The sequence below is a fragment of the Paenibacillus polymyxa M1 genome, from assembly GCF_000237325.1.
GTDB lineage: Bacteria > Bacillota > Bacilli > Paenibacillales > Paenibacillaceae > Paenibacillus > Paenibacillus polymyxa_C.
Map to the genome: position 1 here is coordinate 3,794,074 of NC_017542.1, position 12,155 is coordinate 3,806,228.

Annotated in this window: 10 protein-coding genes and 1 tRNA gene; 5 read left to right on the top strand and 6 right to left on the bottom strand. The window is 38.1% G+C overall.

Annotated features, from left to right (window positions below):
* Positions 1-22 precede the first annotated feature (22 nt).
* Both PPM_RS16925 and PPM_RS16930 read right to left on the bottom strand, forming a co-directional pair.
* On the bottom strand, positions 23-646 hold the full coding sequence (locus PPM_RS16925) for a YesL family protein (protein ID WP_013371979.1): 624 nt from the start codon (positions 644-646) through the stop codon (positions 23-25).
* Positions 647-667: 21 nt separating this feature from the next.
* Positions 668-1,633: an ABC transporter permease gene (locus tag PPM_RS16930; protein ID WP_013371980.1), complete on the bottom strand. Its 966-nt coding sequence runs from the start codon at positions 1,631-1,633 to the stop codon at positions 668-670.
* Between the two features lie 269 nt (positions 1,634-1,902).
* Here PPM_RS16930 and PPM_RS16935 point away from each other — a divergent pair, with 269 nt between their 5' ends.
* A complete protein-coding gene (locus tag PPM_RS16935; protein WP_013371981.1) occupies positions 1,903-2,802 on the top strand; it encodes a carbohydrate ABC transporter permease in 900 nt (299 codons plus the stop codon).
* Here the strand turns inward: PPM_RS16935 and PPM_RS16940 are convergent.
* Complete coding sequence (locus PPM_RS16940) at positions 2,799-5,060, bottom strand: helix-turn-helix transcriptional regulator (protein ID WP_013371982.1); 2,262 nt, start codon at positions 5,058-5,060, stop codon at positions 2,799-2,801. The two genes, PPM_RS16935 and PPM_RS16940, sit on opposite strands and share 4 nt — an antisense overlap.
* Before the next feature lie 165 nt (positions 5,061-5,225).
* Between PPM_RS16940 and PPM_RS16945 the strand changes: the two genes are divergently transcribed.
* The 3 genes from PPM_RS16945 (at position 5,226) to PPM_RS16955 (ending at position 8,718) form a co-directional block, all read left to right on the top strand.
* A complete protein-coding gene (locus tag PPM_RS16945) occupies positions 5,226-6,722 on the top strand; it encodes a GDSL-type esterase/lipase family protein (protein WP_013371983.1) in 1,497 nt (498 codons plus the stop codon).
* Between the two features lie 287 nt (positions 6,723-7,009).
* Positions 7,010-7,342 carry a hypothetical protein gene (locus PPM_RS16950; protein ID WP_019688017.1) on the top strand — a complete coding sequence of 111 codons (333 nt, stop codon included), beginning with the start codon at positions 7,010-7,012 and terminating at the stop codon, positions 7,340-7,342.
* Positions 7,343-7,920: 578 nt separating this feature from the next.
* Positions 7,921-8,718 (top strand): DUF4352 domain-containing protein, encoded by a 798-nt coding sequence (locus tag PPM_RS16955; protein WP_013371985.1) that lies wholly within the window; start codon positions 7,921-7,923, stop codon positions 8,716-8,718.
* Between the two features lie 247 nt (positions 8,719-8,965).
* On the opposite strand, the gene PPM_RS16960 is transcribed toward PPM_RS16955, so the two are convergent.
* The 3 genes from PPM_RS16960 to PPM_RS16970 form a co-directional block, all read right to left on the bottom strand.
* A tRNA-Met gene (locus PPM_RS16960) sits at positions 8,966-9,031 on the bottom strand.
* A 270-nt stretch (positions 9,032-9,301) separates the two neighbouring features.
* Positions 9,302-9,502, bottom strand: coding sequence for a hypothetical protein (locus PPM_RS16965; RefSeq protein WP_013371986.1), 201 nt, complete (start codon positions 9,500-9,502; stop codon positions 9,302-9,304).
* Between the two features lie 27 nt (positions 9,503-9,529).
* On the bottom strand, positions 9,530-10,501 hold the full coding sequence (locus tag PPM_RS16970; protein WP_013371987.1) for a radical SAM protein: 972 nt from the start codon (positions 10,499-10,501) through the stop codon (positions 9,530-9,532).
* Positions 10,502-10,919: 418 nt separating this feature from the next.
* Here PPM_RS16970 and PPM_RS16975 point away from each other — a divergent pair, with 418 nt between their 5' ends.
* Positions 10,920-12,137 (top strand): caspase family protein, encoded by a 1,218-nt coding sequence (locus PPM_RS16975; protein ID WP_013371988.1) that lies wholly within the window; start codon positions 10,920-10,922, stop codon positions 12,135-12,137.
* Positions 12,138-12,155 lie beyond the last annotated feature (18 nt).

Below are 12,155 nucleotides of genomic sequence, written 5' to 3' on the forward strand. Positions count from 1 at the left end.
TGCTCCTTTTTGGTTTGTATATTCATACCATATCTTCCTCTTTCACCAGAACCTCTCGCTCTATTTTGCTGAATACCTGATGCGTCATCCACATCACGAGATAACCGATGATGCTCGCTCCGGCAAAAGTTAGAATTCCTGGGTACAAGCCTAGAATCAATGCATAAAGCACGACAATGGCTACAAAAAGAACAAGTGTATATTGTAAATACGAAAAACCAATCACGATCGACATCTTGATCTTCAGCTTGATGCCTTTCCAATCATAGTGAGCCAGCAACGGAAAAATGTATGCCAAAGAGATAAGATACAAAAAGGCACCCATCAGCGTCACCACACGAATATACCAGGATGAGACGTTGACGATATCCACGTAGAGCACGTAACCCACAAGGCTGTAAAGCCCGCCAATGATGGCTGCTTCTTTAAAGCTTTCTTTAAAGTAACGTACAAACGTCGAGAAAATGGCGACTTCCTCATTGCCCCGAATCCACTGCCTAAAAATGCTAAGCATAGCAACGGTTGCAGGCCCAACACCTATAAAACCCAAGCCCAGGATCGTCGCAATCGTCCACAGCAAGTTAAGGTAGACCAGGCGTAGCAGGCGCATGCACCATTTGTTCATGTTTTCTACAAACCGTACCATTTTGCATCCTTCCCGTCGTCATTAGTAAACGCCGTCTTCACCAAATTTCTTAGCGAGTCGATTGGAGAGCATAATCAGAATTAAACCTACTACACCTTTAAAAAGTCCTACTGTCGTACTGAAACTTAATTGTCCATTCTTTAAACCCGCAGTATAAATATAGGTGTCAAAGATTTCAGCAACCTCGCGGTTTAATGAATTCAATAGCAGATACATATGCTCAAAGCCCAAATCCAGCGTGCTACCAATTTTCAAAATTAACAATGTAATAATAACCGGGCGGATCGCTGGCAACGTCACGTGCCATGTCTTTCGCAAACGTCCAGCGCCGTCCATTTCTGCTGCCTCATACAATTGCGTATCCACCACTGTAATTGCAGATAAATAAATGATGGTAGACCAGCCGAGTTCCTTCCAAATCACTTGCCCGATATATACCGTTCGCAGCCACTGCGGAGATGTTAAGAAGCTGATCTTCTCACCGCCCAGCGCGGCAATCATTTCATTCAGTACACCGCCGTCCACTGTCAGGAATACATAAGAAATCGAAACAATGATAACCCATGACATAAAGTGCGGAATGTAGATAATGGTTTGAATAATGTTTTTGAAAAACATCTTCCTAACCTCATTCAGCATGAGCGCCAATATGATGGGCAACGGAAAAAAGATTACAATATTCAGTGCAAATAAAATCAGCGTATTGCGAAGCAGCATAAAAAACGTAGGCTCAGTAAACAAACGAATAAAATGCTTCATTCCTACCCATGGACTGCCTGTGATTCCCTGAAATGCTTGATAATCCTGAAATGCAATTACCAATCCCCCCATAGGGAAGTACTTGAAGATAATGAAGTACACCAATCCGGGTAAAACCATCAGATAGAGCAGCTTGTGTTTCTGCATTCGTAAAAGGCTTTCCGTCGTTCTTTTGTTCTTCTTCATTTTCATCTTCATGTTTGGTGCGGGGACACTTGAAACTTTCATTAGTTCGACCTCCTTCAAACGTTCCTGTATACGCTTTCAAGAGTACGTTATTTTCGGCATTCCGCATATAATCATCAAATGATAGCGTTTACAAAAGTAGGCCAACAGCCTACTTTATAGCCTCTTCACCTTAGCTAATGATTACTACACAACTTAATGATCATCCTCTTTATTCCACGCTTAGAGAACACCTCAAGATTTGATTATATACGGAATTCTTTCCTCTTGATAAGGTTTACATGTAAACGATTACAAGGAGGTCAACCACATTGGAACAACCATTACTCAAACCAAAATTACGAAAAAAAGAATCACTGGGCAGTCGTATTTTCAACATTGTAAACAGTACACTTTTGATTCTCATTGCCCTCACTTGTCTCTTGCCTTTTTTGAATATCATCGCCAGCTCATTTGCCTCAACTGAGGAAGTAGTGGCCAAGAAGTTTATTTTATTCCCTGTTACTTTTTCTCTGGATGCTTATCGCTATATCCTATCCACTCCAACGATTTTTAGAGGACTTGGGGTTTCGGTCGGAGTAACGATCGTGGGTACAGTTGTAAGTATGATTTTTACCGCTTTTATGGCTTATGGATTATCCCGGAAATATCTGCTTGGCCGCAATACGATTAACTTCATTGTCGTGTTCTCTATGTTGTTTAGCGGGGGGATGATTCCGACATTCCTCGTTGTCAAAAGCATGGGGCTGATCAATTCGTATTGGTCCTTGATTTTGCCCGTAGCCATTAATGCATTTAACCTGATTATCATGCGTAACTTTTTTCAGGCGTTGCCGGATGATTTGGAGGAATCGGCCAAGATGGACGGGTGCAACGATTTTGGTATCTTCTTTAAAATTATGTTGCCATTAGCCCTGCCTTCTATTGCAACTATTTCTTTATTCTACGCTGTTGCCTACTGGAATACGTATATGCACGCTATTCTCTATATCAATGACTCTGCCAAATGGCCAATTCAAGTCTTACTTCGCCAAATTGTTATCGTCTCCAGTGGTATGCAGGCAGAAGGAACCGCGGTAGATGTCATCCCGCCTGCGCAGACGATTAAGATGGCGGTCATTGTTATAGCGACCGTTCCAATGTTAATCGTGTATCCATTTGTGCAAAAGCACTTTGTCAAAGGAGCTTTGCTGGGGGCGGTTAAAGGTTAATTGGCTTGCTTCATCTTTCGATAAGCCCCTGGTGTAACCTGTTCTTTTTTCCGAAAAGAGCGGATGAAGTTTTGCGAATTATGATATTGCAATCGCTCGGCGATTTCTTTAATTGTCATATCTGTCTCAACGAGCCACTTTTTGCTCATTTGCAGGCGATAGCCCATCAAATATTCACTAAACGTCGTTCCGTATTCTTTTTTGAAAATGCTGCTTAAATAATTCGGATTGTAATGCAGTCGATCTCCAATGAGTTCTAATGATAATTCCTGGTCATATTCAGCACGGATAATCGCGGCAATTTTCTCTGAGAGACAGCGGAATTGCTGGTTGGTCTTCTCCTTCATGCTTTTTACCATGGGGAAAATAACCTGTTCTAACAGCATGCGTTCTATCTCCTCCGGGTTACGGATATCCAGCAAACGGTGATACAAGGCATGATTGTCTTGCGTCAGCAGCACTTCAATCCCTAATAGCTGCTCTAATTGGATGAGGTTATTCACAAATCGTACCAATAGCACTTCAAAGTTCATGGAATGATTGTTCTTCGTCATCATTTCTGCCAATAAAGAGTGCACGGTATGATATACCTGCTCTTCATCCCCTATGCGAATGGCATCAAACAGTTTCGATTCCAATTCCGCAGGATAATGAAGCAGTACCGGACCTGAAATGACCATGGAAATATCCTCATAAAAAATAATCGACTCTTTACCTAGATTTAAACGGTGATGTAATGCTTGCTTGCTCATCTCACAAGCTTCTTTGCTTTCTAACAAGTTATCATACGCTGTGCTAATACCGATGCTGATGGATACATTCAAATACTCTTTTACATGCTGAATCAAAAGGGCCGCTCGATCCAGCACTTGCTTTCTCATTTCCTGTGCACTCTTACCTGCCAAAATTAAAATGGTAGCCTGGGTGTTATCGTTTAAAATGATCGGAAGCATACGCTGCTGCTCTGGAATCGTTTCTTCTACGATTTTGTTAATAGCCAGCAGTAAAATATCTTTATCCGAAGGTTCTCGATCTCCCAGATTATCCAGTTGAACTAACAAGGTAATATACATTTGATTCTCGATCTGCGGGTAGCCCAGACGTGGCATTTTTCGTGCCAATTCCTCTGCGGAAATACGTTTGCGAAACAGGTTGAGAATCAATTGCGTTTCCAACTGTGGCATTTCGGACTGAATGAGACTTTCCAAGCTTTCCTTCTCAGTTACAATGTTGTCGATGGAATTAATAATCCACTCAATTTCATTTTTAGAAGGTTCATTTTTGAATGCGAAATTAGGATTTTTCGGCAAGCTGCGTTTTATTTGCTGAAATGGCTTGGTAAAGTAAATGGCAATGATGTAGGCCACCACCACTATTAAAAGCGTTAATACAAGGCCCATCATGATAATCCCAAATTTGGTCGTTTGAAACGCGTTTGCAATCTCTTTTTTATCTAATACCGTTAAGTAAGTCCAATTGTTGTAAGCAGATTTAGCATAAATGATTTGCCGTGCTGGCTGATGCTCCGTTTTCTCCAACGTTAGCATGCCTGTATTGTCTGATTTAGCAGTTACTTCTGAAATGTGCTGAAGCTGCTGAGTAGACAATAAGGGAGTAGCAGGCTCCGTTTCGTACATTAAGTCGCCTTTGTTATTCAAAATAATCACAGGCATATGATCCTCTGTTTGAATGGTATGACTTAACGTCTGCGACGAAATATCAGACAGCGCAATGGCCTGCTTCTTTTTGGAAAACACAGGCAAGGTATTCACAAAACGGATTCCTTTATCTGTTTTAATCCAGAATAGTCCCTTATCCTGGTGGTCTATATAGGTGCTGATCAGCCTTTCTCGTTCCGTTTTCGTCAAATAAGACAGGCTTCCATTGGAGATTCTCCAATTCTGATTTAGGCTGATCAGTGAATACTCGGTTCCTTCTAATCCCATCGTAGCAATATAATTGAGCTGGGTATTCACATTCCGATATGCTACAAAATCTTTTTCTGTAATGGGATTTTTGACAACTTCATTAAAGGAACTGGTCGTGCTATACGTATTAAAAGCGTATTCAATCGTTTGAATCTTCTGCTCCAGGCTATTTCTAATCTGTGCCATGTAGCTTTGCTTGGTATTGGAAACTCTCTCCACAACGGAGCTAATTGTTGTAAAATAGATGTAGCTGCCGAAGCTGGCCACCAATCCTATTCCCAAAACCAGAATCGTAATAAAAATAGTGTAGAACATTCTTCCTTTTTTCATTGCGCTCCCCCTTTGGTTCTTGGTATCACACCAAATTATAGCGCTTTCATAACAAGGTTTAAATCATTTTTTTCACGTGTGCATTATTTTTTACATCCGTATCATTCCAATTTAAGTTGATTTAGTTTGGTTTGCGGCAGATAAAAAGAAATTTGGAGGTCTCTTATGTTACATGTCGTTAGTTCTAAAGAACAGATTGTAAAAGAAGAATTTCCGTTAGACACTTCCTTTCTCTCCCTCTATCCTGTAGCGGTCCGTGAAGCTCGTCCTTTTGTATTGGTGTTACCTGGCGGTGGCTACGAGCATTTGGCTTCACATGAAGGAAAGCCGATCGCCCGATGGTTAAATGATTTAGGTATTCACGCGGGTGTGCTGGAGTATCAGGTCGGCGATTTCGAGGTTACCTCCTTGCTGGAAGATGTAGAACATGCGTTGCAATGGATTCGCCAAACATCGCATGACTGGCAAGTGATCCCTGATCAAGTGGGTCTCATCGGTTTCTCAGCAGGCGGTCACCTGGCCTCCATTGTGTCCACGATTGGAGCGGAAAAACCAAATCTTCTGATGTTGGGATACCCTGTAATATCATTCCATGAGCCTTATACGCATTTGGGAAGCCGTACGCACTTTTTAGGCGAACAGCCGAACTCGGAGCAGCTTCAAGCCTTTTCATCCGATCGGCAAGTGACTGCACAGACACCCCCAACTTTTATGTGGACAACGGCCAATGATGGCGCTGTACCGGTAGAAAATAGCCTGTTGTTCGCTTTCTCGTTATCCAGAGAGCGTATTCCGTTTGAACTGCATGTATTTGAAGAAGGGCGGCACGGATTGGGACTGTCTGAGGACAACCGTGAATGCCGACAATGGCTCGACCTGGCGGAAAAATGGCTTCAAAAACATGGATATGCGCAGACAAGACAGCGGATGACAACTCGACTGTTTATCGCAGGAGACTCTACTGCAGCCCAAAAAGGAGCAACCGAAAAACCGATGACAGGCTGGGGCGAACATTTGCAGACTTATTTGGACCCAGCTGTGCATGTGGACAATCGTGCCGTCAATGGGCGAAGCACCAAATCCTTTATAGCAGAAGGGCGATTAGCTGATATTGAAAAAGATATTCAAGCTGGCGATTATCTGTTTATCCAATTTGGACATAACGATGAGAAAAAAGAAGACCCCACGCGCTACACCGATCCTGAGGGAGAGTACCGTCTAAACTTAATTCAATTCATTCAGTCCGCTCGGGAGCGTGGCGGGATTCCTGTGCTATTGACCTCGGTCAGCCGCCGCCGCTTTACCGCAGACGGTGAACCTGATCCGCTGGCCGTAGGAGCCTATCCCGCTGCCATGAGAAAAGTAGCCGAGGAAACCCAAACACCGTTGCTCGATATTTTCGAAGCATCACAGCAGCTTTATCGTTCCATGGGTGAAAAAGAGTCCCAACTTCTATTTATGCATTTGCCTGAAAAAATGCACCCTAATTACCCAGCCGGGGTAGCAGATAATACCCATTTTTCTGACGAAGGAGCAAGGAAAATTGCCCAACTTGTAGCAGAAGCAATTTGTCAAAGTACGGAGCTATCTGCATTAAAGCAATGCATGATCGATAGAAATCTAAATATCAGTGAGTCGGTTGCACACCAACTTGTCAACTGATATCAAGTGCCAGGTATGTTAATACGAAAACGGACTTCGAGCGTATCACGCTGATGTCCGTTTTTTATTTCTTTTTAGCAAAGATAGCCAATCTATAGGGAATAGTTCAAAAATACAGTACACATAATAAATTTCTTTAATTGTTATATTTTAATTATTTTGTATCTAATAGGACTTTAGGATCATTTTATTGTATTGTTTTGACAACATTTGTCGAATGAAGTGAAATCAACAATTTTACATGGTATATTTTAGGAGCTCATATCATACATAAGGAGGATTTTTTAATGAATACTAAGAAAATATTATTATCAACAGCTATGTCTTTGGGACTCCTTGGAAGTATTATCGTTCCTAGTGCGTCCGCATCAGTAGGCCCTTCTCCAGTAATTACACCTATTGTAGAAGTTAATGGAGTATACTACAGAACGGCTACGTTGCCACGTAATTATTCCTATGCGCTGTCAAATTACCCAGGGGATACTTATAAAGTGGCGAGCGGAAATGTCACCGTTTCTGCATCCGGCGTGGTAACTACCACTACTGCAACGAATGCAAGAGTTGAGATTTACGCCGGTAATGGTAAATTGAGAATGGTGTATACCGTTAAGGTAAACTAGGAAAAAGCCTTAAAAAAGCACTGTTCGTTTATTCGAGCAGTGCTTTCTTTGTTGGACCTATATTCCTACTAGCTATAGCGACGTTATCATGAGAGGCTTCAAAATTAATATACTCGGAACTTATTAAAAACGGATGGGCTGAGTCACCCCTCTCTTTGCTCCCCAATGTCTTGTTCTCTGACCTTTAAAGATCATATTTGGACCGAATCCAATAAAAACAAGGCCTAGCTTTATCAATAACAGTTTGTACTCTCTGAGACATTAACTAGTTCCTTACATAATAAGATTTTGGCAAACCAAACCACAAAAACAACTACATAAAAATCCCATAAGCATAAATTGCAGACTTGAATTGTAGTCCGCATAGTAAATTGCGGTTTAAATATTAGAAAAAATAGTGAAATTAGTTATTCTTTAAATGTACTTACAGACCATTAGAGAAATCTTATTTTTGTATTTTTTGTTGGGTAGCAAGATTCAATATCTTGAGTTAGCCTGTTTTAAATTTTTATAGAAAAATAGAACTAGTTCTGATAGACTATTGCTACTATATTTTTATACTGGAGGATATTGGGTTCGTGAAAAATAAAACTTTTTTCTCTCTTTTGTGTGCTTTTATTATTTCTATAATGGGATTAACAGCATGTGGAGTATCATCAAGTAAAGATCATTCATTACTATCAAAAGAAGAATTTGAACAAATGTATGTAAATGCTGATCAGTTTGAAGATCGCTCTATTAATTTTTATGGACAAATCACCTATGGTCCTAAGGAAAATAGAAATGGAATTTATGTTCAAGTGAATGCTGATCCGAAAAATAATGAAAAAAACACTTTTGTTTACGGCGATAGTTTTTCCAGCTTCTCTAATGTAAAAGAGAATGATTTTATCCACGTAACTGGTACTGTCATAGAAAAATATCGTTATAGAACGACCCACGGCAATTACACCTCAGCTCCTGCCATCGCAGCAAATAAAATAGAAAAATCTATGTTTATTGATCCTACATTGAGCACTATAGAAGTAAATAAGTCAGTAAAACAAAAGGGCTATATCATGACTCTTCAAAAAGTCGAGTTTGCTGAAGAGGAAACTCGGATTTATATGGCAATCGAAAACAGATCTACAAGCACTATAAATTATTATGACTTTTATACTAAATTGGTTCAAGGAAACAAACAATACGAACCAACGTTTGATCGCGTAAGCTATACTTACCCTGAATTACAGTCCGAAATACTACCTGGTGTGAAGACAGAAGGAATCCTTACATTCTCAAAAATAGACTCTTCTAAGGATTTAACCTTAATTGCAAAAGGTTCTTCAGAGGAACTTGAATATAATCCATTCAAGTTTAAGATTTCAAAAAAATAGTCTTTTCGGAGCTCCTTCTAGCGAATTGCATCCCCTAGAATAGATACTGCCCCCTTCGGGTAATGCAATATATTCTACGGGATGCATTCTTGATGGCAATAAAAGATCAAAAAATAAATCGAATTCATAAAAAGTAAAAAAGAGAAGATTCGTTAGCAACTTAGAATTCCCTCCTCAAATTGCGATTTTACTTCCGCCCTCTGTAAACAACAAAAAAACCCTTGCTTAGCAAGGGTTTTTGAGGAAATGGGCCCTGAGGGACTCGAACCCCCGACCAATCGGTTATGAGCCGACCGCTCTAACCAACTGAGCTAGTTATAACGTTATTATTAGTTCTAGTATGCTCGTAAAATCTTTAGAGACAGGATTTTTTTCATCTCCTATATTACTAAATTTTCATGAGTTCGTTAGCAAATACGTTAGCATATTTTAATTTTCTTTTGAATTCTAATACCATCTTTCATTGTATTGTAGCCTACTACTAACTTCTTATTAGAAATATCATATTTTTGTACATTAATAGCTCACAAAAAGGATATCAAGTCTTTTCTTGAAAGAAAAGACTTGATATCCTTTTTACGCCTTAAAAACAAATACTGAAAATATTGGTATCTCCTCTTGTACTGGTGCTCATAAGATTTTCAACTGTTTTAGTTTGCAGCTGTCTGATTTTGTTTGAAAGCTCTTTATTTCTAATCTGCACTGTACCATCTTCTTCCAAGAAAATGTCATTTGGAGTAATTGAGACACCAAATACTTTTCCGTGACCTGAGTCTTCTGGCATATTAAATTTCACCCCCTTTCAAATAAATTAAATGATGGAATGTTTGGGACAACCCAAATCTGATTTATTCAGTGTAAGTAAACCTTTTAACCAAGGTGCTAAACGTTCTTGGCTAATCTTTAAAGTCCCGTCATTCGTTATATACCCTATATTATTTTTTTCGTCATTTAAAGCAACCGTACATTTTCCGAGACTCCCATCCGACCTTATTACTAATGAGTTAGGTCTGGCAGCATAACAAATTTCTAACTCATTGGAATTTTTTCTTGGAGCAGTTTTACCATGAATTATTTCTTCTAACGGCTGTATTACTTTATTATGTTTGCTCTTCTCAATGATTTTGGGGTGCTCTTCATTTTTTCCCCCAAATTGGGCAATAGGTTTCAATAAAATTTTGAATCTTTGATCACTATAAAAATGTTTTTTCAGTAGTTCCAAAAAGTCTGGAATATAAGGTAAATTTTCATGAAACAAATGAACTCGGATAGTTACAAAAACATTCAAATTAGATTCCTTTATAGCTAGTAAATTGTTCCATACTGTATCAAAACTTCCCTCTGTATTCACTTTTTTACGGGTTTGATTATGTATCTCTTTTGGTCCGTCCAATGTTATTTGATATTTTGTAATACCAACATTGACTAGTTCGTTAAAAATAGATGGTGACAATAAATATCCGTTAGTTGTTATAGATATTAAATATGATGTTAAATTATTTTTCGTAGATAACTTTTGAGCATGTTCACTGATATTAAGAAGAATATCTTTGGCCAATAATGGTTCTCCACCGAACCAGCTTATTGTTAGATGTTTTAACTGAGGTACTCTTCTAGTTAGAAATTTTTTTATTGCTTGAATAGTTTCAGGAGACATACGCTTCATTTTAAAATCTTCATAGCAATATGTGCATCTAAAATTACATTGTTCTGTTGGAAGGATAATCAGTTCTTGAATTTCATTTGAAACAAGATAGGACAATATACCTGACTTATCTAACATTTCAACCACTCCTTTTTAATCATAAGGCTGCCCAGTTATCGTTTTATTATTCAGTAGTTTTTACATTCTATTAATTTTTTTCTATGGATCAACTTAATCTTTTCAAAGTAACTTTTAAAGAGAACTAATAACAGATTATAACAAGTCGACGATATAATCTGACCACGAATGAAGTTTATCTAACTAATTCTAATTTAACTTTTTTGATCTCAGATATGCACTTTTCAATAAATTAAAAAAAGATTAATCAATAAAATGATATAAGGAAGCGTTTGACTTAGATAACCTCCAAAAAATTCTCATGTTCTAATCAGCTAAAGTTAAATCATTGAAGAAGAATTTACTGATATCAGAATAATTAGATCGAATTTAGGAAAAATTGAATTTGAGAAACTAATACATTAAGGAGGTAATAAAAATGGCAAAAGGATATTCGTTACACATTGGATTAAATTTTATTGACCCTCAACATTACGCAGGATGGGACGGAAGATTGATTGCCTGTGAAGCTGATGCGAAGGATATGGAGTTGATTTCACGTTCATTAAATTACAATAATACCTCTACATTGTTAACTGCAAATGCAACAATAAATAATGTAGCTACAGAAATAAAAAAGGCGGCTACAGATTTAGAAAATGGAGATATCTTCTTTCTCACTTTTTCTGGACACGGAGGTACTTCAACTGACTTAAATCACGATGAGTTAGATACTCATGATGAAACATGGTGTTTATACGATGGACAAGTCTTAGACGATGAATTGTTCGAATTATGGTCATTATTCAAAGAAGGTGTAAGAATAATTATTTTGTCAGACTCCTGTTATAGTGGAACAGTATCTAGAGCTCGTCACTATGGTTTAGACACCGATACAAATATTGATACCGTAAATAACATTAGATACAAATTTATGCCGCTTGAAATCGCCAAAAGAACATATAAAAACAATATTAATTTTTATACAAACAAAGTAAAACACGTTATTAAAAACAAAAATTCCATTGAATTAAAATGTTCGGTTAAACTTATATCAGGTTGTCAGGACAATCAAACCTCCGCAGACGGAGACATCAATGGATATTTCACCGCAAAATTATTAGAAGTATGGAATGAGGGGAAATTTCGAGGTAACTATAAAGATTTCTATGAAAAATTAAAGTCTATAATGCCCCCAACTCAAACCCCAAACTATTATAATATTGGAATAACAAATACAGAATTTGATAATCAAAAACCCTTCACAATTCAAGATATTATAATACCTGTAAGAACGCTATATGTGGAAGATCCCATCTTTCCATCATCAAGATCAAATGTGACAGATGTAATTATTGAACAGATAAAGAGAGAGATAGAAAAAACTTTAGAGCCTCTTGCACAAGGAAATGAAGGATACGTACGATGTGAAAATCTAGAACTGAATGGAACAAATTTAAAAGCACGTGTTCTTATCCGACACAAACACAAATCTAACGGAATAACAATTTATGCAGCTAAAACTTGGGTGGATATTGACACTGATGTTATGAATCCAGACCCAGAAGATTTAAAAGTTTGCATAAACTCACCAATCGGAAATATATGCATAACTTTGGCTGATTTAATTAAATTGATTGCAACTTTATTGTTATAGTCTCATTTATGTGGTACA

Bases quoted from the DNA above. Each gene is read 5' to 3' on its own strand.
- PPM_RS16925 (WP_013371979.1), bottom strand. From the start codon at position 646: ATGGTACGGTTTGTAGAAAACATGAACAAATGGTGCATGCGCCTGCTA.
- PPM_RS16930 (WP_013371980.1), bottom strand. From the start codon at position 1,633: ATGAAAGTTTCAAGTGTCCCCGCACCAAACATGAAGATGAAAATGAAG.
- PPM_RS16940 (WP_013371982.1), bottom strand. From the start codon at position 5,060: ATGAAAAAAGGAAGAATGTTCTACACTATTTTTATTACGATTCTGGTT.
- PPM_RS16945 (WP_013371983.1), top strand. From the start codon at position 5,226: ATGTTACATGTCGTTAGTTCTAAAGAACAGATTGTAAAAGAAGAATTT.
- PPM_RS16950 (WP_019688017.1), top strand. From the start codon at position 7,010: ATGAATACTAAGAAAATATTATTATCAACAGCTATGTCTTTGGGACTC.
- PPM_RS16965 (WP_013371986.1), bottom strand. From the start codon at position 9,502: ATGCCAGAAGACTCAGGTCACGGAAAAGTATTTGGTGTCTCAATTACT.
- PPM_RS16970 (WP_013371987.1), bottom strand. From the start codon at position 10,501: ATGTTAGATAAGTCAGGTATATTGTCCTATCTTGTTTCAAATGAAATT.
- PPM_RS16975 (WP_013371988.1), top strand. From the start codon at position 10,920: ATGGCAAAAGGATATTCGTTACACATTGGATTAAATTTTATTGACCCT.